The 21,506-nt window shown below is 37.6% G+C and carries 13 protein-coding genes and 1 pseudogene; 7 read left to right on the top strand and 7 right to left on the bottom strand.

Going from position 1 to position 21,506, the window contains the following annotated elements; translation table 11 throughout:
- Positions 1-86: 86 nt before the first annotated feature.
- The 6 genes from SPSYN_RS10480 to SPSYN_RS10455 form a co-directional block, all read right to left on the bottom strand.
- A complete protein-coding gene (locus tag SPSYN_RS10480) occupies positions 87-1,901 on the bottom strand; it encodes a DUF2357 domain-containing protein (RefSeq protein WP_161822448.1) in 1,815 nt (604 codons plus the stop codon).
- Positions 1,891-3,933: an McrB family protein gene (locus SPSYN_RS10475; protein ID WP_161822447.1), complete on the bottom strand. Its 2,043-nt coding sequence runs from the start codon at positions 3,931-3,933 to the stop codon at positions 1,891-1,893. The genes SPSYN_RS10480 and SPSYN_RS10475 overlap by 11 nt, the downstream gene beginning before the upstream one ends.
- Positions 3,934-3,954: 21 nt before the next feature.
- The gene (locus SPSYN_RS10470) at positions 3,955-5,073 is read right to left on the bottom strand and encodes a hypothetical protein (protein ID WP_161822446.1); all 1,119 of its coding nucleotides are present in this window, start codon (positions 5,071-5,073) and stop codon (positions 3,955-3,957) included.
- 236 nt (positions 5,074-5,309) lie between these two features.
- Positions 5,310-10,145 carry a DEAD/DEAH box helicase gene (locus SPSYN_RS10465; protein ID WP_161822445.1) on the bottom strand — a complete coding sequence of 1,612 codons (4,836 nt, stop codon included), beginning with the start codon at positions 10,143-10,145 and terminating at the stop codon, positions 5,310-5,312.
- Entirely contained in the window at positions 10,105-13,599 is a 3,495-nt protein-coding gene (locus tag SPSYN_RS10460; protein ID WP_161822444.1) for a hypothetical protein, read from the bottom strand. The genes SPSYN_RS10465 and SPSYN_RS10460 overlap by 41 nt, the downstream gene beginning before the upstream one ends.
- Positions 13,600-13,626: 27 nt before the next feature.
- Positions 13,627-14,598: a coiled-coil domain-containing protein gene (locus SPSYN_RS10455; RefSeq protein ID WP_161822443.1), complete on the bottom strand. Its 972-nt coding sequence runs from the start codon at positions 14,596-14,598 to the stop codon at positions 13,627-13,629.
- A gap of 85 nt (positions 14,599-14,683) precedes the next feature.
- On the opposite strand from SPSYN_RS10455, the gene SPSYN_RS10450 reads away from it, so the two are divergent.
- The 7 genes from SPSYN_RS10450 (at position 14,684) to SPSYN_RS10420 (ending at position 20,208) form a co-directional block, all read left to right on the top strand.
- Positions 14,684-14,995, top strand: a complete 312-nt coding sequence (locus tag SPSYN_RS10450; RefSeq protein WP_161821309.1) for a transposase — start codon at positions 14,684-14,686, stop codon at positions 14,993-14,995.
- A 153-nt stretch (positions 14,996-15,148) separates the two neighbouring features.
- A protein-coding gene (locus SPSYN_RS10445; protein ID WP_480935856.1) for an IS3 family transposase occupies positions 15,149-16,316 on the top strand; the annotation gives its coding sequence in 2 pieces (ribosomal slippage) (positions 15,149-15,423 and positions 15,422-16,316; 1,170 coding nt in all).
- A 347-nt stretch (positions 16,317-16,663) separates the two neighbouring features.
- On the top strand, positions 16,664-17,599 hold the full coding sequence (locus SPSYN_RS10440; protein WP_161822441.1) for an IS3 family transposase: 936 nt from the start codon (positions 16,664-16,666) through the stop codon (positions 17,597-17,599).
- 801 nt (positions 17,600-18,400) lie between these two features.
- A complete protein-coding gene (locus SPSYN_RS10435) occupies positions 18,401-18,712 on the top strand; it encodes a transposase (RefSeq protein WP_161822440.1) in 312 nt (103 codons plus the stop codon).
- Between the two features lie 163 nt (positions 18,713-18,875).
- A complete protein-coding gene (locus tag SPSYN_RS10430; RefSeq protein ID WP_243153019.1) occupies positions 18,876-19,385 on the top strand; it encodes a beta/alpha barrel domain-containing protein in 510 nt (169 codons plus the stop codon).
- A gap of 255 nt (positions 19,386-19,640) precedes the next feature.
- Positions 19,641-19,901, top strand: coding sequence for a type II toxin-antitoxin system prevent-host-death family antitoxin (locus tag SPSYN_RS10425; protein ID WP_161822439.1), 261 nt, complete (start codon positions 19,641-19,643; stop codon positions 19,899-19,901).
- Positions 19,891-20,208, top strand: coding sequence for a type II toxin-antitoxin system RelE/ParE family toxin (locus SPSYN_RS10420; protein ID WP_161822438.1), 318 nt, complete (start codon positions 19,891-19,893; stop codon positions 20,206-20,208). Before SPSYN_RS10425 ends, SPSYN_RS10420 begins: the two co-directional genes overlap by 11 nt.
- A gap of 514 nt (positions 20,209-20,722) precedes the next feature.
- Here the strand turns inward: SPSYN_RS10420 and SPSYN_RS10415 are convergent.
- Positions 20,723-21,506: pseudogene (locus tag SPSYN_RS10415) on the bottom strand (transposase); the annotation flags it as partial.

The raw sequence follows: 21,506 nt of genomic DNA, 5'->3' as shown, positions 1-21,506 counted from the left end.
GCCGACAGCAACTTATAAAACCTTATGTTATTATAATACCTAAAGGGAAATAGTGGGCGTAAGTATACCCAACATATTGAAAGATTCTAAACAATCGCTTCTTTTTCATCGTTCTCTATAATTTTTTTGAACAAGATATCTCTTAAATAGAATAATACATGCTGGTTATCCCCACCTGGCCCGAATTTTATCAGCGTAATTCTATATTCATCTATAGTTAGTTTCGCATCATTTGCTGCATCACCGGGGTAAAACGCAATTACTTCATCAACCGGCCTGATTTTATGATCAGAAACACTTGATAAACCAATGCGGTAGTTTAATAGCTGGCGCATATTTTCTGTCCATTTTCTTCGGTCTTTTTCCACCAAAGTGTTCCACACATTTTGAAGCTTGCGATATTTCACCTCGAAAATGAAGGATTGAGAATATTCTTCACTTTCGTAGACATCCAGACGCAAATCAGGCCTGTTGTTCTCGCTTTCACTCCATATGGGAATGCCCTTCTCGCTCGCTATTTTACTCTCGTAAGGTATACTTTGGTCGTATATTAAATCAAAACGCCATTTACCTTTCGTCAAGCTTACTTTGGTATCCGGTTCAATGCTGGGTATAAACATGGGCTCGCCAAATCTCCATGTGTTGGAATAAATCCAACCTTCCACGGGTTGAAACCCGAGCTTCTTTAAAATTTCCAACATTTTAACGAAAATCCAATATTCATAAAGCAAATCAGAACGTTTCCACTGATACTCAGTTGCAGACTGTACCTGTATTTCTGAATTTAGGCATAATTGCTGCCAAAACCGAAAAACACCAAAATATCGATAATCCTGTAATAAGCCGGGAGTTATGGGGATAAGACCTTTAATGCTTTTTACACCGGTGAAGAATTGATGATTTAATAGCTGCCATAGACGCCCCTGTAGTCTATTACAGCGATCCAGATCTTTATACAAATGATCGATTTCTTTTTGCCTGCGCTTGAGTATACTTGCATTACCCGGCATGTATCGTTCTTCTTCTGTTAATATACCTTTTTTAAGGTTAAGTGTGTTTTCAATTGCTTTTTGAATCCGGCTGCATACCTGGATAAAACCGAAAAGTATTTTTTTAAGCCATTGATTTTCTGACAAATCATAATTTATTTTACTTCGCGGCGCCAAGACATATTTGGGACGCCGGTTTGAACCGCTGTTCTTTCGCCTGCCATGTTCAGAGTTCAACCAATATAAAGTGCGATTATCCCAAACCCTTGCCTTATGTTCAGGAACTATATCATGTTCCTTAATTACTTGTTGGTGAGGCTTTTGTAAAATATCCAGCAAACTGGCATAAAGCCGCGGAAATTCTTTTTCCAACAAGCTATACTGATAAAAAAGAACCGGTAAAGCTTGCATGATGTCGGATGTACCTGGACCACGCCTGGGTAAAGCCACATCAATAGCTAAACCTCTAACACAGTCCTCCAACTCTTGTCGCATAACCTCTAGTTGACGATCACTGATTTGCTTAGCCTTAACTTTTAATATGGTGAAATACGAACTATCCCCCCAGACCACCTTAACTCGATACAGACCGGGAATCCAGGGATAGTTTTCTATCTGGTTGTATAGAGGCATATTACTGGGACAATCAAGGTAGGCCCCGTCATAATCGCGCTTAATTTGGTGGTTACCAAGGCCATCCAGCCCGTCCATGTATAAGCGGGCATTATCCGGTATTTTGATACCATCGCCTGGAGTAAATTCCAAACTCACATAACTAAATTCCAATAAATATGTGGAATCAATAACGGCATCTTTTTCTTTGCTGCAAAAACTGTTTAACGGGATGGAATAATTCTTTTCTTTGCTGCCAATGTGCAAAATGACGCGGAAAGGTAATCCATCAGGATGCATAACCAAACCACCTTAATTCCTTGGCTTTCTGCTTAATTTCGTTACGGCTATAATTATAATCGCTGATATTGTTGTATTCATCCATCAATTTCAAAATTTCGCTATCTTCTACCTCATCCGTCGTTTCGTTATAAATACCAATTAATTTAAGCAATTGTTCCTGTGGCCCGCGCAACATAGGAAGTACCTTTTGCACAAGCTGATAGTCAAAAGCTTTCGCGCGATTTAAGATTGGCCCCTGTTCATGCCTGGGTATATTGCGCAAGTAATCATCTATATGACGCAGGCTACGATAACCAATACCTTTTCTGGCATCAACTTTGTTAATTATCTCGTGTAATTTATATAAAAACTCATTTTCACTTGCATTAAGAGAGAATCCGCTTTGGTTTACCCAGTTGAAGTATTGTGTGGCTAAAATTTCTGAATTATTTATAATGGGTGTATTGGTTTTTAAACCTTCAATTAACTCAGCCAACCTGACAAAAGGCAACACCTTTAAACGAAGTATGCTGGCCCGGTCCAGTACTTTATCGCTAAATGCGTAAGTTGATTCATCAATGTTAACCGTTCCCACCATTAATACATTGCGACCAAGCTTGACCTGGGGGGGATATTGATGAGAATTATATACACGTTCTGCCATTTCAGGATTATATAATTGCAGCACCCGCTTTTCTGCCGGGAGTTCCAAAACACTTAAAAACTGGGCAAAATAATGTTCTATTCTGGCCAGATTCATTTCGTCAAAGCACACCAGATACAGTTTGTCCCGGTTTTTTTCCGCTTCCAATAAGAGGTTTAGCAAACCAGTATCCGCCGGTCTGTATATGTTATTGGAGGTGTCCAAAAAACCAATTAAATCTGTTTCATCTGTCCATGTTGGCCTTACTGGTATAAAACTAAACCTGCCCCGGGAATCATCTCGGGTTAATCCCAGTGATTCAGCGTATAAACCAACCAACCTTGATTTTCCTGTTCCCGACATGCCGGCAATAATAACAAAATTATTGATCTTTAAGTCTATATGAAAATTATATAAATCATCCTCATCATAAAGCAGACCTGATAAACGACAGTGTTTAATTAACCTGTTGATAAACTCGACTTCTTCTAGGCCTACTCCCATTACCGGTTCCTCTAGATTACCAGTAGCATCATTTAAGACTCCTTGCAGGTCGGGTTCCAGTGCATCAATCACTTTTTTCACGGCATCTGTTTTTGGTGACTTGGTATGATCATCAGCGCTATGGTCAACTTCTTTTTTAGTACCTGGATCAAACTGCACATCTTTGGATAAGGGTGCATCTAAGATTTCTACCTTTTCACCATCAGCTTCTAATAGTTTTGCGAAATCCTGCAGGTATAAATAAGATTCAACAAATGCTACATCTTTATAGGTAATTACATTTTCATATTCAAAAAGGTCGCATTGAACACGCTTTAGGTTATTTTTATAATTAAAGATCCACTTATTATGCCTTTCTACACGAAAAGCAAAATCTCCATACAAATAACCGCCAATATGAATATAAATAGGATCTGCTATAGGCATTTGTCCAGGGAAATAGCGGAATGGTCCTACAGGCTGCCTGTTTACAATTAGCTTATCGTAATCTTCGTAGTCTCTCTCATTCAAATAAAGCATAGGGATTAGCCTGCTATTTCTATGTATGCCAGGGGGCTTCGGTAAAACCATAACAGGTTCAGCAGAATATAAAATCTCACCTTTTTTATATTGTTGAACAGGACGAAATAAGACCACTTTATCCTTAATGAAATCTTCAAAAGACTTGGCCCTCATAGGCAGATCATCATAATAGTTATCGATAAAGTCATAATCAGTAAATTTGTTGGCATAACAAGTTATTGGTTTTTCTAAAGGTAAAAAATCAGGCCCATCAGATATTATCTTTAAGGCAAACTGAAGCTCATTAATACTATTAACAAATACAACAAACTCTCTTTCAGGCATAAGGTCTTCTGGTTCAGCTAGAATACCAACCAAAATACAGTTTAACTCTTCACTCATTTACATTGTCCTCCTTGGAAACTAAATGGCATATTTTTTATCTTTGGAAAGATCGGTAATTAATTGATTAATAATATCTTCACTGCTTTTTATATTAGGTATCTCATTAATTTTAATTTGACAGCTGTTAAAATTTTTAAGTATCTTACGCCGTTGTTCAAAGGTACACCGACTGGATAATAAAAATGCTACATCATACTCCTTGATATGCTCCTCACTACTGCAAATCACATCTACATCATCAAAATCAACACAGGTTTTATCTACAACAACTCCTGAAACAACGTTTATTACTCGGTTAGACTTATCACCCAGGAAAATAACTCGCAGCGTTTTATTATTAAGTTTCTCCCCAGGATATTTTGCCTGCCAGATTTTTAACAAAACTTCTTGTTCAGCCAACTTCTTTTTAAGCCCCTCATTCTCAGTAGTTAACTGATTTATGGCGTTATTCATTTCTCCAAGCTGTTCTTCAAACTTTCTTTTTTGTTTCAACACTTCATTCTGGAATGTTATTGCTTGTTCAAGTTCTGTACTTGTTCGTTCGTAGGCTTTGGTCATATCTCCCAACTGTTTTTTATTTTCTTCTTTAATTCTAGTTATTGTGCTATTTAATTTCTGAATTTGATTAATGGCTTGTTCTAATTGCTGATTTTTATCTTTAAGTTTTTTTCTTAAGATTTTACTTTCTTTTTCTGTTGAGGCATTAATCTCAACCAATGTTTTTTTAGCGTCAACATCATCAATTTGATTTTCTTGCTGGTCAACATCAATGATCAGCTGGTTAATATGTTCATTGATATGATCAGACTCCTCCGTCTCCGACATGACCAGCAATCCCAATACATAGTCAGGTAAATTGTATTTTCCGATTAGCTCTTTTTCTTCTGCCATAATTTCAGCTGTGCTTAACTCGTTTATCTCGTCATAAAGCTCTTCATTTAAGATAGATAAAAAGAACATCAACTTATCGCGTGGAACATCAATACAAACACCGCTAAATTTCTTTCGCATGATCTGCACAGGTGCTTTATCTGCCTTTTTTCTAAAGCCTTGAATTTCAATGCCGGTTAATCTAAAAAATTTATTTAGCTTTTCCTTATCAAGAGTATTGGAATACCATCTTAAAATCTCTTTCATGATTGAATACCCCCTATTAATTAGTTAGGCCATCATTTTTGATGGCCTAACTTAATTATACAAATTAATTATTACCACCCTTTGTCAGTATACATAAAAAAAAATTTTAATTTAAGATGTCTTCATTATAGTAAATACTTATACTCAAGAAAGTTCTCAAACCAGCAGTTTTTTATCCCGCATTATTGAGTCCAATGCATTTGATTCTATAGCGAAATCTAATCCATATAAATTACCTAATCACCGAGGATCTTATTTAGGGCATCAATGGCATAGACCCTTCTTAAATAATCATGACAGTATTGATTATGATAGTTCCGCAAACAGCTGTAGCAACTGGTATCTTTCTTCTCTGCTCCACAAGTACAGCTGCTTACGATAGAACGAGCTTCTTTTAAGACCTCAACAAACTGTTCTTCATCTAGCATCCTTTTAACATGTCCGGCGCCTCCTGGTACAGTATCAAATAGAATCATTGAACGTGTTAAATCTTTATTAATGTGAAGTGTACCATCAATATCATCCCTATTGATTTCCAAAGATGCTGACATGCCTTCAATGATACTGTACAACAGTGATTCCCAATAACCTGTTGGGGGTTCCTTGTCACAAATTCTATCTATAAAACTAATTTCAAGAATATCTGTTTCAAAGTCATACCCTAATGACACCCTTTCAAAATTACCGGAACATTTAATTCCATTGGGATTATTATGACTTTTCGGTTTTTCCTGTATGCTGCCATATCCACAGAATTTGCATAAATAGAACCCATACCCGATTCCGCTATTTATTACGGTTAGTACACCATGTGTCTGCGTATTCAGGGCAATCCTAGTTTTGTTCACAAGTATGGTTTTTTCCTGTAAATACTCGCCTGACCCTGAAAAATGCTTACGACTTGAATAGGTTTTTTCTGGTTTAGCATCACCAGGTTCACCGACGATACTATCAGAAATGAAACCAAACTCAGGTATCACAAAAGTACCTTTTTGAACCCTTTTACTTCCACACACCGGACAACTACTATAAGTAACTTTTTCTAAATCAAGATTTTTTCTGAAAAATCCACATGAGCATTGGATATAACTGTATCGAACAAGTTCACGGTTGGCAACCCTTTTCACATAACGGCTTGTCCATAACTTACCATTAGCCACGACTTGGCTTTCCGGTGCGTATTCCGAGATGGCTATCTGCAAATCACGACTTAAGTCAATATTCTTTGCTTCATCGGTGTGAAGATTTATATCCAGACCTACTACATCCACCGGAAATCCATATTTGGGCAAAAGATTTTTTTGAGAAAAGTAATTGATCAATGGTCTTTCTGTAATTGTGTTACGGATACGTGACAGCGTATTTGCCCTGCCATAATGCTCTTTTTTCAGGGCATCATCAATAGCTTGTTGAATGCTATTTAAATCATAGGTGAGTTCAGAGATAACTTTAGTCATCGCCCCACGTTCTCCATATAAATCGTCAACCCAACCCCAACTTTCTAATTTAACCATGTGTTTAATTGCATCGGGAGTTACCTCTTGAAGCATTTCAAAGAGTGCCTGGGGCTTACTATCTAGAAACTGGCGAAACAACGCTGGGCCTGCGGGTTCACTCATGAAAAAGTCTTTCACCGTTTTGAAATAACTTGGGTATTGACGCCAAAAATGAGCAAATGCACAGGCGTACAAGTGGCGTAGAACTATTTTTTCGTTAGCCACTTCGAAATAAGGTGGTTTGACCACCCCACTAATCATTTTATTCGGATCTTTAAATCCGTTAAAATCGTGTGATGAAAGGCGCGCAAACGTCAATGCATAAGCGGTGGAATCTGTGCGACGACCTGCACGCCCTGCCCGTTGTGCATAATTGGCTGGTGTGGGAGGCATGTTTTTCATAAAAACGGTTTCCAGTTCCCCCACATCAACACCTAATTCAAAAGTAGTTGAACAACTAAGGACATTAACTTCACCTTTGATAAATTGATTTTGTACTTCTGCTGCATATTCAGTGGTTAATTGGGCTGTATGTTCACTTGCTATCATTTTCTCAGGTTTAATGTTCAAATAAAGATTCCGGTAATGGTTATTATCAAATCTTTTATCCATATCAATTATGTGAAGCTTACCTTCACAACGGTAAGTAGGACATACATCACGTAAATTTGTTTTCGATATTTTAAAACAAGTATCGCATTGATAATAGGTTACATCGGGATTATTCATTCCTGGTGCTACGCAATATATTTGAGGGTCAAGTTTATAAATTTTTCCTAGCTTAGGAAGCATCTCATTTTTTAAATATTTAACTAATGGACTTCTTAAATCGGTCATTGATTCCCATAAAATACCCAACAGCTCTTGGACTGTCGACTTTTGTACCTCAGCACTTCCTACTGATAAAACTTTCTTTAAAAAATCCATTCTAACGTTGGAAAAGTGTTCATGTGCAGGCAACCATGATTTTAATGAATAACCTCGGGGGAATCGTACATCACCTATTGGCTTTTGACGCCAAAAACCTCCCTGCTGATTTTGAGGTGCAAAAACAGGATCTTGCGGAGACACATACTCGGGATATTCAATTGCTCGATTAACTCTGAACTGATCTAAAATATATTCATAAAAGATAGGTAATTCTTCCTGTTTAAAACCAAATTTCTTTAAAGCTGGTATTCTCCATATATTATCAATTCCGGGAACGCCATCAAAATTCGGTTGAAAATGAATAAGTCCCAAATTTTCTAATGAATTGGCCCCAGAAACAACAGCAAACTCAAGCATAATCCATTTCCAGATATCACGTCGTAACGTTTCCACTGATGCACTGCTAAAAGCTGTTTCCCGAACGTACCGATCGATTCGGTGATAATAGTCGTCCAGGGTCCAACGGTTCGCAATGCATAAGTCATGCTGTGACTCAATAGTTCGAACCATAGCATTTTTGATCAACAAATCATTATAGGTGCGGCTAAGATAAGGCGCAAAGTAGGCCGCATTTTGCCGACTGTCTGAGAAAACAAGTAATTGTTTATGACTTTTAATAGTTTTTAGTGTATCTACGATATCATTATCTAAAAATCCAAAGAGATCATTTTTCATAGAGTCATTCTGCACTTGAGCCTTCTGTTTGTTTGGCAGTTCCTGATATAGTGTAGTTGCCAAAACGCTCGAGACAGCATCTTCAGATACAAAGAATCGTCTGACAATATTGTAAGTTGGATTAATTGAACCACAAATCCCACATTTGTGGACCTTCTGGTTCTTATGGTTAACTTTTAACAAGCGGACTGTTTTAGAGTGGACACAATCACAGACAGGTGTACCATTATCCTGTTGTATAGCACCGCAGTATACACACAGTCTGTAAACTGAAAAAGGTGGTATTTTTAACTGTGTGCCCTCTAAAAGTACATCTTCATTTTCCTGATCAATTTCTTTTTCTTGTTCAAGTAGGGCAAAGTATTCCAGGTTAGCATTTTCAGCATCAGCATATCTGTTTTTTGTTTCAGAAAGGTAAAGATAAGGTTTATCTATACCTGGTAAAACCTCACCAACAAGGTATATACTATTGCACTTAATACAGGCTCCAATTTCAAAAGCCTTATAATCCATTTGACCTATGGTTACCTGGTTGATGCGGCTCAAATAGACTTTCGGCTGTTCAGTAAAAACAATGAAGGCACCTTCCAGTGCTTTTACTAAGTAATGATATCTTGCTGGTAAAAGTGAATGATCATACTCATGACGACGCAACCGATTACATAAGTCAATGAGATAAGCGGTATTTAAAGATGCCTGCTCGTCGTTTGGGAATAGCTTTTGAGCCAATTCTTCCAAAGCCATTGGTCCATCAACTAAACTACGGATAGTTTGATCAACACGCCCATCACCTGACATGATGAGGTATAATGCACCATCCGCATATGTATTTTCTTTATGGTAAGCCTCTTCGATGGTCGCTTCGGGCACCTGACATTCCACTAAAATTTTGCGCAGTTCCTGCTTATCTTTACCAACAGAATCTAACCACAGATTAATATTTTTATATAAGTTTGGTTCTGGAATACCCCAAATAGCTGAGTGAGTAAAGGTTTTTTTAGTAGCACCGATTATGTCTCCGGGTTCAAACGGCTCCCGATATATTTTGGAGGCAAAATCCGCAACCATGCTAAAATCTTCTTGGCCGTTCCCGAGAGATGCGCTAGTCATAATACAGGTAAGTTGACCTTCTTCTATGCCAATAGTGCTTTTTAAACGAGCAATAAGCATGGCCATTTCAATTCCTTTTGCACCTGTGTACGTGTGGGCTTCATCTATAACAATAAATTTCCAAGAATTTGAATAGGGTCCTTGAAAAAATACGTTGTCAGCTGGACGCAGCATTAGGTATTCAAGCATGGCATAGTTGGTTAAGAGTATTTGTGGTGGGCTTTCTTTCATCTGTTCACGAGAAATCAATTCATTAGGAAGCGAAGGTTGCTGATGCATCCGTTGAAATTTATCATAAGCTGCTCGATATTTTTCTTCTGTTTCACCTGTATATATGCCAAAAGTGATCTCCGGACAATTTTTTAAAAGTTCACGCAACCTCTTCATCTGGTCGTTAGCCAATGCATTCATTGGGTATAACAATAAGGCTCGAACACCAGGGGTAAGTTTATGATTTTGTTTTTCAGTTAAAAGATGATTTAAAATGGGAATGATAAAGGCTTCAGTTTTACCACTGCCTGTTCCTGTTGCCACAACGGCGTTACGCTGTTCTTGGCAAATTTTCATTATGGTTTTTTCCTGATGCAGATATAAACTTCTATCCATTGGTAGTGAAGCAGCTTTTAGCTCTGCAAAAGAGCTTGTAAGGATACCTTCATTTATTAATTGTCGTATGCTCTTCCCCGTTTTAAAAGGTGGGGTCGCTTCGATAATTGGTCCTTTGGAAAATCTAAACTTATCATTTAATGCTGACTTAATTTGTTGATTTAACGATTCATCTTTTAATCTAAATGTTGTGGTGATATAACTGACATATCTTTCAAAAATCTTTTGCGATGAAAGCACCGGATTTAGGTTCATAAACTACGTCCTCCTTGATCGTATATTCTAAATCATCAAGTGGTGCCATAATCTCAGGATCGCTCCGGCATTCCCAAAAAAGTTCGCCAGTAACGGGATGATATTGTACGCCATCATAGTCAGTATCAATCAAAAAAGGAAGTTTTTGTTTTTCAATATCCAAACAAAAATATACCACGGAAGATATATTCTTGCCTTTAAAAATACCTGTAAAAATCTCTTCTTCTGCAAAATGTTTGTTTTCTTTTGTTATTTGTTCAATGCAAAATGTATCCTGCAGTAGGTGTTGTTTATGCTCGTAATTAAAAGCTTTAATCAATAGTCCACGTTTTAAAATTTCTTTGACTACCGCTTTTTTTAGAATCCTTTTTTCTTCGCGTTCCCAGCAAATTATTTCTTGTTCTGTGTTTCCAAAAATGCTTTTATTACTTTGTATATAAAATAATTCAAAAGTAAGTAGTTTGGCTGTGGTATCAACTTTATTAATATATACATAACAAGGATTATCCGTTATGGCCTGATTTATCAGAATATTATTTGAGTTCTCTGTTTCACGCACACGAATCATAAGTTGCCCGGAATAAGGAAAATTTAGCTTATATCTAATTTCAAATAAGTTATCCATTTCATTTTCTGTCTGGTATAGTGTACATTCCGTAACTTCTACCTTATGAAATACTTCTAACAGTAAGAAATTTGGTGAAATACGGGTTTTACTTTCCCAACGAAAATAAATTTTTCTGTTAACGGCCAAGTCCCGAATGATATCGTAAAAACCAATTAGTTGTGCACTTGCCTGGCCGTTTCTTAAATTAAATGTGCTAACTAAATTTTCCGCATCATCGAAAAGAATGACTTTCTCCGGAAGATCACTTGAAGTAGACCAATCAACACTAATGTCTTTGAGCTTTTCGGCTTCTGAATACAATAAACATAGTGGAATGTTTAGCTTCTGGTTTTCAATGTTTCTAAGTTCATATTGCACTATAGGTGATTCTAATTGAAAAGTCTTCCATCCAAGACGTTTTAAATAAATTTCCACTTCAAGCAAGGATTGCTCTGAGATAGGAATATGGTAACTTGTGCCATCTTGTATTGAATAAGGATGCCTCAAAAGGGCTCCTACAGGGACTTTGATGACTATTTCTGAGGTGTTGAAAGTAAAATTTAAACCTCTTACCCGGCAAAAGGATCTGCCAAATATCTCCTTACCCTGTCGATCGGTAATAGAAATTTGAATCTTTTCGACATTGGGTTGAGCCTTATTATTAAGTATTTTTTCTAATTCCAGCTCTGCCGCATGTGGTGAGATTTGCTTACCATATCTGTTAAACATAACGTGAATTGGACTTTGTATATGCAGTACTCCTTGATAAAACAAAGAAAACGTTATTTGATGGGTATCTATTGCTTTGTATCCAATCGTCATTACTGGCGAAGAAGCATAACATACCGGCGTTCCTTCCATGAATACACCGGGCACAAACTGAATTCCCTTTAATTCAATCCCTGTAAATTGACTAGACTGAATAGTCAAGGTTTCACGGTTATTAGCAGTATCCAACCAAAAATTAATTTCCGACTCGTCCATTTTGACTTCGTATATCCTGTAGTCATCAGGTCCGCCAACGTATTGGTCAATTATTATATGTTGTGCGTCCGTTTGCCAGTTTTTTTGTGCTAAAATGTAATAATAACCATTAGGAATAATTTGGTCAAACATTACTTTTGTTTTATGATTAAATAACATGACCGGTTCTACGCTTATTGGCCAATATTCAGATATACTAAGACACCGGAAGGTTAAATGTTTAATGTCTGGTCTATTGATACAGACTTTTTGTTCCTGTATCAACATTTTGTTTTTTTCGATAACGTAATTTACTTCTATTTTTTCCTGTAAATCTGAATATTCTAAAATGAAATGTGGTTCTTCGTAGAAATCCTTTGGCGCTGCTAACTGCTGCTCAGGTATTTTAAGATATAGATTACGTTCAGTCGTATCGTAGATAAGAGATGGTTGACGCAGCTTTGGCCGTTCTAGTCGCCAATTGCTACGTAGTTTACGCAAATGTCCATTTTGAGCTATTTCATCAGTTGAAGATGGTTTTACAGACGATTCCTTTTTTTCTTTGCCTAAACTGTTCCACCAGCGGTATACCGGTTTATACATACGGTGTGTTTCAACTATACATTGATTTTTCGACACACTATCAATCATTCTCAATGTACTCTTAATAAATGATTGAAAATGTGTGGGATTCTCATCTGCTAGATGTGTTAATGAAGTTGTTAAAATTTGTTTTACGGTTAAATTTTCTATAGAGTCTTCCATCTGGTGCATTTCCCGTCTCTGTATCAGTTTAGCTTGGACAACTTCTAAAGATTTCTTTAATTCCTGGAAGTCATTTAAGATTGACCAACCTTCTTCAGCCTTGCCTTTCCCCAGCGTTAAAATATTAGTTTTTATCGTTATGATCTTTTCCGTTTCTATAGCATATTGGCTTTCAAAGTGCTTTCTTTCTTTAACTATGTGAAATTTTTGTTTATTTAAGCACCCTAGTTTGTGCTTAACTAATTCTGAACTCTCCAGTTGAAACTGAACTAATTGCTCTAAAGCAGCATCCGCCCATCCTGCCGGAGCAATAGTCTTAATTCCTTCTAATATGAATCGGAATTCTTTTAATTCCCTTTCAATCATTTGATAGCGCTCAATTTCTTCATCAAGCTCACTAAGCTTTGATAATATGTCAGTAATATTTTGTTTTAATTGAGATACATTTTCTTCATGTTCAGTGAGCATCAGCCGATTTATATTGTGTAATATATCTGGGACTGAGTATTTCTGAATAGCTAACTTTATTTGATTTTCTTGCTTTTCTAGTTTTTCGATTTCGCTCTTAATAGAAATCTGTTCAGTATGCAAATTAAATAGGTCAGTCCAAAGACTTGCCATTGCATGTTCCGTAACATTATATTTTAAATATGACACATAGATTGCATTTAAGTAGTCAAGAAACTTGCCGGCGTAGTGATCGCTTATATAGCCATGCATCAATATTGGGGTCATATATTTTTTAGTTCTTTCAGTGGCTGAGATTTTCTGAAGTCCAAATTTTTTTAAAACCTTTAGGAACGTTTCACCTAAAAATTCGGCTTTCTTTAGGTTATCAGGGATCTTCAATTTTGAAAAAATAGGATCCCAAAAAGTGCCGTCTTTATAATAATATACACTACACCAAACTAAGAAAACGGCTGTAGCTAGAGCATATTTGACTTGGATGGCCTTTTGATTAGTTAGAATAACGTGCCTTATAAGGTCTGTTAATTCATTAAATTGCTCTTGAGTTATTACTAAATCTCCTAAGAGACTAATTTCTTTTTCTCTGATTTGAGCAGCAAAGCAATTTTCTATTTCTGACAGCCTTTCATACTTAGCATAATCAATTTTCACAACCATCGACTACCTATCTTAAGATATTTATTTCTGGTCAAACTCCGAATCTTTATTTCCCCGAAGCAGTTGCATTATGTTATGCATGCTTTCTTTAATCTTGTTAAACTCAATGAGTGATCGCCTTTCATTTGCTTTTTCTTGCTTTAATAATTCTAATTCCTGTTTAATAGTATCAAACGCTTCTTCTTTTTCAGTAAGTAGAATACTTCTATTTGTTAATTCTTGATTTGCCTTTGCCAATTCACCCGTTACATTAGCCAGGTCAGCTTCAGTTTTCTCAAGCATCGTATTTTTAATCTTTAAATCTTTATTTGTAAGATCTAATTCTTTATTTATTTTGACCAGAAGTTTTTCCTTTACGGTTAACAGTTCATTTGTACTCTTTAGTTCATGATTTACAATCTCCAATTCACTGGTTAACTTAGCCAAGTCTGTTTCCCTTGTGGTTAAAATATGATCTATTATCTCTACTTCTTGTGTTTTATCGATTAGTAGCTCATAATAATACTGCTGTAATTCAATAATTTTACGTTGTTTACTTTGGATTATTTCCCTTAATTCATTTTCTTTTTTCTGCAGAGCATCAATTAATAATTGTTGCTCTATAGTTTTGTTATTAAGTTTGATAATATATGTCTGCAAATCTAATATTAATTGTTGCTGTTTTTCGATAGCTTCGCGAAGATTTGAGGCAAATAACAGCATGTCTTTGATGATTGGTTCTATACTGTCTGACAGGATTGTAGTAGACCTATAATGATCTGTGTTGCACGTATAGTTTTCAACTGCTTTGTATTCAAATTTTCCTGTTTCAATAGATTCACTAGTAGTTATTCTCTGTATTTCTTGATTATTAGCGCAAATCTCTATAGAATTATCACCAAAATTTTCTCCTTTTAAATCGTCCCTTTCTGATTTTAATGGTTTGTATTTATCATCTTTCTGTTCGTTGAATATATAATTATTTGCACAATCCAGTAATTTATCTGCGTCCATCAACAACAGCCTCCTATATAGCCCCCTAATAGATTTGGAGAAAGTACGTGTAATATATTAATATATTATCAGGGGGTAGGTTCTAATGAGAAACAAGCAATATAGTCATGAATTTAAAGAATTAATTATAAAAGAATGTCAAGAAACAGGTAATGTTGCCTTGGTAGCCCGCAGGCATGAAATGTCAGCTAATACTATTCATACTTGGTTAAGTAAATATCGAAAAAACGGCTCCGTAAAGACACTGCCAAAAGCAAAAGATGAACGTCAAAAAGCTATGGAAAAACAGCTTAAAGAAATTAGTACTGAGAATGACAGGCTAAAACGTCTTCTTGCTGATAAAGAGCTTGAGTTGGCTATTTTAAGAGAGTTAAGAGACATTCAAAACCCTCGGTAGCCGACAGAGTCGCTATAGCTAAAAGGTGGATAGATAAGGGCTATAAAGCTTCTCTGGTCCTTTATAATGGACCCAGGAAATGCGACACGATTTTGCAGGGGATAAGCGACACTAATCTCGAATTAAACTAACTAAGCGAAAGGAGTATATCCCATGCAAAAAAAACAGTGGTCACCGGAGCAGAAATTACAGATAGTTTTAGAAACCTTAAAAGAGGAACGTCATATTGGCGAAATCGCCTCGGAATACGGAGTACATGTCAGTGTAATTCACCGCTGGAAGAAAGAGCTCTTAGAAGGCGCTGACAAGGTATTCGCTACCTCTAAAAATGCTAAGGCTGCTGCTCAAGAAAAGCGCCAACAAGAGGAAACCATTGAAAACTTATACGCACAAGTCGGCCGTCTAACAACACAATTGGATTGGCTTAAAAAAAAATCTGGCGGTATCATACCCCGTGAATGAACGCAAAGCTATGGTGGATTGGGGTATCTCAGATTCACATTTAACCATAAAAGCTCAGGCCGGGCTATTATCCTTAAACCGAACAGGTCTATACTGGACTGCCCAAAATGTGTCTAAACACGAAGTGGAGATTAAGCACCTGATTGACAAGATCCACACGCGGCACCCGTTTAAAGGCTCCAGACGGATTGTTGACGACATTAATAACATGGATGACATAGATTACAAGGTCAATCGCAAACGCATTCAACGATATATGCGGGAAATGGGAATACGGGTTATTTACCCCGGTCCCAACCTCAGCAAACGCAATAGAGCTCAGTATGTGTACCCATATCTGCTTCGCAATGTCAAACCGGCCCATCCTAATCATGTCTGGGGAATCGACATTACGTATTGTGCCATGCAAGGCCGTTGGATGTACCTGGTTGCCATCATTGACTGGTATTCCAGGATGATTGTTGGATATGAGCTCTCTGATACGATGAATAAGGAATTTGTCATTAAGGCGGTAAACAAAGCCATCGAAACGCACGGAGCCCCTATTATATTAAATTCGGATCAAGGTAGCCAATTTACCAGCCCTGATTATATAAATACGCTCAAAAAATATGGCATCAAAATTAGCATGGACGGTAAAGGTAGAGCCCTGGATAACGCCATTACAGAGCGCTTTTGGAGAACTATTAAATGGGAAGATATTTACCTAAAGAACTACGAAACCCCCAGTGCTCTCCGCCAAGGTATTGCTACTTTTATGCGTTATTACAATTTCGAGCGTCGACACACATCTATCGGCAAAAAGACTCCAGCAAGTGTTTATTATGCTACAACTAACTTACCGCAGCAATCTGCATAACCAAATGTATTGAAACAGAGATTAAACAAATGGCCAATTTATTGAGCCACCTGATGTGAACAAAAATGACGCCGGTCTTGTCTCCATGTGCTGTTTAATGGGTAACCCGACCGACGGATATACGCCAAATAATCAATTGCCTACGGTCGGGTTTATTAATCCTAGCACATGGAGTCAAGACTCTCCGCTTCGCTCCGACCGCAAGCGGCGGCTAAGTGCTGTGAATGGGTTTCCCCCTCCCTCTGGAGACCGCCATTTTTATAATTAATGTGAAATGCATAACCTCACCATTTTAACTTATCGCAACATTCAGTCAGAAAGTTTTTTATGTTGAACCCGGTGTCGCTTTGAATTTAAAAAATCGTGTCTTGACATTGGGGTCCATTGTACTTAGCTCTGTCGGCCTGGCTTCATCCACCTACTATAATAAAATCAAAGAAACTAAAACTGCCGTTAAGGAATTACCCCAAAATAAACCGGGGCGTCAGATATCAAAGTACTCACTAAACCTAAAAGGTGAACAAATTTCTAACGAATTGATTAAGCAATACATTAAAGAAATAGTTACCGGGGATGGTTTCCCTTATGGTTATAAAAAAATCAACGCAACCCTGAAAGAAGATTACCAGCTTGTCATAAACCACAAGAAAACATATAGGCTCTGTAAAGAACTTAATGTATTGCGCCCTCAGAGAAAAATATACCTAAACCGCCCGATAAAGCTGGCAAAGCGAGAGGAAGTAACTGCCCCGAACCAACACTGGCAAATGGATCTAAAGTATGGCTATATTGAGGGTATGGACAGATTCTTTTTCCAGTTATCACTTATAGACGTTTATGACCGCTCAGTAATTGACTATCATCTTGGATTAAGCGCTACAGCCAAGGATGCCTGTGCAGTACTTATAAATTCGCTTAATAAACGTGGCTTGAAGCCCGGCATGGAACTTCCGATAATAAGGACCGATAACGGCCCACAGTTTATAGCTAAAAAATTTGAAGAAACATGCTGGAAATGGAAATTAACTCACGAAAGGATCCCCGTTAAAAGCCCTAATATGAACGCCTATATTGAGTCCTTTCATTCTATTTTAGAAAATGAATGCTATAGCAGAAATGAGTTTACCAGTTTTACAGATGCATACAGAGTCATCAGTGAATATATGGATTATTACAACAATCATCGTAGGCATGGCAGCATTGGGCACATTGCACCTGCTAAATATTATAAAGCTGTTATGAGTAACCAGATTCAGATATCAGTGAAGAAGATGGTCGCCTAGCAGCCGTTCATCGCAGACCCTTTACATGGGGAGGGTGTCCGTGTTAGCCTGCCTTTGGCAAAGGGCCGCAAAAGCATTAGCTGCAGCGGGCCCTGGTCGGCCCTAAGAAACACGGACACCAGGGGCCCCCATGTCAAGGGCGGCTGCCCAAGATAAAATGTTGTATTCTATATAAGCTTAAGTCTTAAGTGTATATTCTCCAATTTTAGGAGTTCAAGCCGCCTCCATTATCTCTTTCGACCAAAACGTTAACCTAAAATGATATTTTTACCTAATAAAAAGGGCTGTTAACCTCTCATACGCTAAAATATTTAATAAATCTATTGTATACTTTATAATAATAAAAATTTGTCAAAACTGGTCGAGATTTTAAAAAATACTATATTTCATGGTTACTAATGATAGAATTATAGGGTTAAATTTTGTAAAATTACGAGATAAGTATGTGTTCTAAAAAAAGCCTACATAAAAACAAGTTAGGAATTATAGAGAAGACCGTCATGAACACCTGTGAATGGTAAAATAAATTGATCCAAATTCGGACATAAGTACTGATCAACTATTGGCCACAAATAGAGCAAGTTCTGGCCAGAAATTGACCCACCACCTTCATCATGAATAAAAATAGGCCTGACCTTTTTGAGATAATAGTTAAGGCTATAACAGCATGAAAGGCGGCACGTGAATGAAGGGAATGGATATGTACAGTAATATTCAACAATTAAACAGCAGGGATTTAGCAAGCGAAAAGTAGCCAAATATCTACAGATCAGCCGAAATACAGTACGTAAATACTGGGATATGCCACCTGGTGAGTATGTCAAAGCTACGGAGAATATTCGCAAAAGCCACGGAGATATTATCTATACTTATGAATTTGAGAAATTCAAGCAAGCAGAACAGCTAAAAATCTTTTTATGCAGAAAGGCAGACCCCGAGAGCAAAGGCCGGATTGAATCGGTTGTGAAATACATTAAAAACAACTTTCTGCCCAACCGATATTTTATGGGAATTGACCTGCTCAATCAAAGCTTTGAAGCCTGGCTAAGCAGAACCGGCAATGCCAAGGTACATGGAACTACAAAAAAGTACCGGCCCAAGTGTTTGAAGTAGAACGCGAACACCTACGGCCAGTACCCTTTACAGATTCTAATACCTGTAGCGCTAGTATAACCCGTGCAGTACGTAAAGACAACACTGTTCTGTACGAAAGCAACTGTTATTCAGTACCATTGGGAACATACCATAACTAGAAGCAAGTTGTCCGAGCAGTTTGATGGCCAATATGATAACTTTTTCAAAAACCTGCAACATCTTAAATCAAGATATACAAGCGATGCGAAGAACCGTTGTGAATAAGTATCCTATTTTGGTAAAACTCAACTGTCAGGATTATATTGAAAATGGTTTAAATGTGGACGATTCTCTTCAGGTTGCACACAGACTCGCCAACGCTGGTGTTGATGCTATTGAATCCAGCAGGACAGGGATTAATTCGCTGGAAAAAGAGGACTATTATAGAAATGAAGCCCGTGCCTTCAAACGTGAAATACGCATTACGCTTATTCTGGTGGGGGGAATACGTTCCTATGAGCTAGCTGAAAAGCTCGTAGAGAACGAAGAAGTAGATTATATCTCTATGTGTAGACCTTTTATTATGGAGCCTGGGCTTATCAACCAATGGGCATCAGGAGACCACAGCAAAGCGCTATGCAAACCAGACAATGCCTGCTTGAAATCGGGTAGAAAAGGAACTGGAGTTCGTTGCTTGGTTAAATCGGTATAGACTGACGGTGGTTATTCGGAAGAACACAGTGGTTTTTCAGACAAAACAATGTGGTTCTAACTTAGTACACTGCTGGTTCTATCTCAAAATATTACTCAAAGTGTATTTTCATGATGAAACAAGGTACAGAAAGTGGTCATGGCGTTGATTGCCGTTTTTTATATAAAATATATAAAAGATTATAATATTTGGTTCACCTTGCCCTACGCACATAATTATGATATTATTGCAACATAATTATGTGAGGTGGTCATAATGCCGCAAATAAGACCAATAACGGACTTGCGCAATACAAACGAGATATCAGAGTTATGCCATAGTAAAGACGAACCGATATTTATCACCAAGAATGGATATGGCGACCTGGTAGTAATGAGCATTGAAACCTACGAGCGTGAGATGGCCCTGGCCGATGTGTATAAGAAATTGGCTTTGGCAGAAAAACAAGTTCAAGATAGTGAATTGTTAGATGGGCAAAAAGTGCTTGCCAAACTGAGAAAAAAATATGGAAGATAGATTTCAGCTTAAAATTACACCGGCAGCTGCGCACGATTTAGATCAGATTTATTATTACATTACCAATAACCTGGTTGCACCACAAGCAGCAGATACTCTCCTGGATGATATTGAAACGGCAATTTTATCCTTATGTGACTTCCCCTATCGCTGTCAATACTCGCAAAATGCGATATTAAGACACAAAGGGTATCGGAGGTTGGTCATTCATAAATATGTTGTACTTTACTCTGTTGATGAAGAGAATAAAACTGTGGTCGTTATGCGGGTATTTTACGGGGCAATGGATTATGAAAAATATGTTTAGGTTACGGTTTCCAGGTAACGTAATCTTTTTTCATGACTTCTACATTTCTCTTGTCAAAAAGTTGAGGTAAGCTTTCAAATGTAAGTAATATCTATGCCCAAGACTTGGTCCGGATGAGTAATCTCGAGGTTTCTGAGGAAGTAAAGCCGTTACCGGTTTCCTGGTTATGGATGCCTTGATTGGCTCTTACTTAGCCTGTCAATTATAATTCTTTACGGTTTCCAAGTACTTCAAAAAATCATATTCTTCATGGAAAATATCTTGCTGACTGATTCCTCGCATCATAATATAGTAGATTGATGTTTCACTCTTCCCTCTTGGCTTCCTGGGCATTTATTCATGCCCCTTTACTCAAATCCTACCTGTCTCTCATTTTGACACAAAAGAACCGTCCGAGACCACTGAAAAAGTACCTTTTTTAAGTCGGTTTAGCGCCTACCCCAAACAAATAATGTAAATTAATCAGCAACCAACGGTCTGAAAAATACAAAAAAAGCGCATCAAAACCTTTTTAAGCGGATACCATATTGGCTATCCGCTTCAAGTTTACCGCCAGGACCGTTAATTTTGCCTGAATGCGCACACTTTTTAGACCGTAGCCTTTGGCCCGGTCCAATCCATGGAATCTTTTTAATTCTGCATTTTTGGGTTCAATTTTCGCTCGCTTGCGGTATTCTGCAAGGAATTCCGGGGTTCTAGCTCTTTGACTGTACTCATATAATTCAGGAGTATTTACACTGACTCTCAGTAGTCTAGCTATTCTCGTACTTTTGCCTATGCATTCAGTTCGGTGAGAACAATTACGGCAGCGCTCACGCTCAAAGCTGTATTCCAACAACTTCTCTTTTTTGCCATATCGTTCACGGGTTTTGGCTTTTACTTTTACCGTTTCATTTCCCATGACACAAAACCATTGATCGCTGTCTTTATTGTAGCTGAACAAATCTTCGTCTATTTTGTATGTACTGGCACTTACCGGTATATAGGCTGAAGCTTCTTTTTCCTTAATCAGATTAAGGATGTCGGGCCGGAAATAGGCTTTATCTCCATATACTCCGGTCACGGTCAGACCGGCTTTTAGGGCTTCCTCAAGGTGGTCTTTAAAATTGCTGCCATCAACATAAGAGCCTGGGTCTACAGTAACACTGGTTATTAAACTACCATCGGTAGTTTGGCAGATTTCTGCCTTGTAGCCGTAAAAGGAATGGGTCTTGCTTTTGCGTCCTACTCGGGCATCTTTGTCCACCAGTGAACGTATTCCTTTTTGTTCTATGAACAGGTCGCTTGCTAAGATTTCC

The sequence above is a fragment of the Sporotomaculum syntrophicum genome, assembly GCF_009932395.1.
Classification (GTDB): Bacteria; Bacillota; Desulfotomaculia; order Desulfotomaculales; family Desulfallaceae; genus Sporotomaculum; species Sporotomaculum syntrophicum.
The sequence above is the reverse complement of the archived record's forward strand: the minus strand, read 5'-3'. Positions and strand labels throughout refer to the sequence as shown.

What these genes read in the sequence shown, in the direction of transcription:
- SPSYN_RS10420 (WP_161822438.1), top strand. Translation starts at nt 19,891, where the DNA reads ATGGAAGATAGATTTCAGCTTAAAATTACACCGGCAGCTGCGCACGAT.
- SPSYN_RS10465 (WP_161822445.1), bottom strand. Translation starts at nt 10,145, where the DNA reads ATGAACCTAAATCCGGTGCTTTCATCGCAAAAGATTTTTGAAAGATAT.
- SPSYN_RS10455 (WP_161822443.1), bottom strand. Translation starts at nt 14,598, where the DNA reads ATGGACGCAGATAAATTACTGGATTGTGCAAATAATTATATATTCAAC.
- SPSYN_RS10470 (WP_161822446.1), bottom strand. Translation starts at nt 5,073, where the DNA reads ATGAAAGAGATTTTAAGATGGTATTCCAATACTCTTGATAAGGAAAAG.
- SPSYN_RS10475 (WP_161822447.1), bottom strand. Translation starts at nt 3,933, where the DNA reads ATGAGTGAAGAGTTAAACTGTATTTTGGTTGGTATTCTAGCTGAACCA.
- SPSYN_RS10425 (WP_161822439.1), top strand. Translation starts at nt 19,641, where the DNA reads ATGCCGCAAATAAGACCAATAACGGACTTGCGCAATACAAACGAGATA.
- SPSYN_RS10430 (WP_243153019.1), top strand. Translation starts at nt 18,876, where the DNA reads ATGGCCAATATGATAACTTTTTCAAAAACCTGCAACATCTTAAATCAA.
- SPSYN_RS10435 (WP_161822440.1), top strand. Translation starts at nt 18,401, where the DNA reads ATGCCACCTGGTGAGTATGTCAAAGCTACGGAGAATATTCGCAAAAGC.
- SPSYN_RS10480 (WP_161822448.1), bottom strand. Translation starts at nt 1,901, where the DNA reads ATGCATCCTGATGGATTACCTTTCCGCGTCATTTTGCACATTGGCAGC.
- SPSYN_RS10450 (WP_161821309.1), top strand. Translation starts at nt 14,684, where the DNA reads ATGAGAAACAAGCAATATAGTCATGAATTTAAAGAATTAATTATAAAA.